The following is a 1,165-nucleotide window of genomic DNA, read 5'->3' on the forward strand; positions in this document are numbered from 1 at the left end:
GCGAGGTAGCGCGGCAGGGACTCGCGCGCGGCGCCCGCGTCCTCGAAGAGCACGTCGCGGCACGCCTGGTACACGAGCACGTGCGCGCGCAGCCAGCGGTCCTCGGGCAGCACGCGGGAGAGCGCCTCGCCGCGCGACACCACCGCGGCGACGAGCTCGTGCTCGCCGCGCTCCAGGTAGTACGGCGGCGTGAAGAGGGCCAGGTTGCGCTCCATCAGCCGGGGGCTGCCCAGCCGGCGGATGAGCTCCGTCTTCTGCGCGAGCGCGGACGCGAACGCGGCGCCGTCGCCGGTGAAGGCCGCGCGCGCCACCTGCGCGAAGAGGTGGTAGGCGCGCACGTCGGTGAAGCCCTGCGCCTCCGCCAGCTGGAGCCCGTCCTTCAGCAGCTCCTCATCCAGCGGCTCGCCGCGCAGGGCCAGGTTCATGTTGAGCAGGTAGCCGCCCATGCCCAGCGCCCACGCCAGCCGCCGGGGCGGGCGCCCCACCGCGTCGCGGAACTCGCGCAGCCGCTGCACCTGCTTGCGCTGCTCGGCCACCCCACCCGCCCACTGGCCGGTGTACGCGCTCAGCGTGGAGCGGGCCACGGACAGCCCGGCCCGGTACGGCGAGTCCTCCGGGTGCTCCGCGGCCACGCGCGCGGTGAGCACCTCCAGCTCCTCCGTGCGCCCCAGGATGGCCAGCGCCATGCCCTGGAGGATTTCCAGCTCCGAGCGCTTCCAGAAGACGTCCACCGGCGTCATCCGCGCGTCCGCCGCCACCTCGCGGAAGAGCGGAATGAGCAGCTCCTCGCGCTCCGCGGGCGTGGCCGCGCGCGCGGACTCCAGCCGGCGGAGCGCCTCGCGCCGCCCGGACGCCACGTCCACCGTGGCCTCCCAGTGCGCGAAGAGCCGGTCCGCGTACGCCACCGACGTCGGCGGTCGCTGGAGTAGCCCACCTCCACCAGCGACACCCACGTGCGCAAAAGCTGCTCCGAGCGCCCGGGTAGTCCGGCGCGGACTCCAGCAGCGCCGCCGCTTCCTTCAGGAGCAGCGTGGCCTCCAGCAGCGCCTCCGCCTCGATGGCCGCGTGCCCCGCCTGCAGCAGCGGCTGGATGGCCTCCGCGGGCGCGTCCGAGCGCGCGAAGTGCCAGCCCACCGCGCGCACCACGCCCGCGTGCCCCGGCGGG

At 75.5% G+C, this 1,165-nt stretch carries 1 pseudogene; it reads right to left on the bottom strand.

Annotated features, from left to right (window positions below):
• Positions 1 to 905 (bottom strand): annotated as a pseudogene (locus ACLEQD_RS43865) (serine/threonine-protein kinase PknK); the annotation flags it as partial.
• Between the last annotated feature and the right edge of the window lie 260 nt (positions 906 to 1,165).

The sequence above is a fragment of the Corallococcus sp. 4LFB genome, from assembly GCF_046520365.1.
Classification (GTDB): domain Bacteria; phylum Myxococcota; class Myxococcia; order Myxococcales; family Myxococcaceae; genus Corallococcus; species Corallococcus caeni.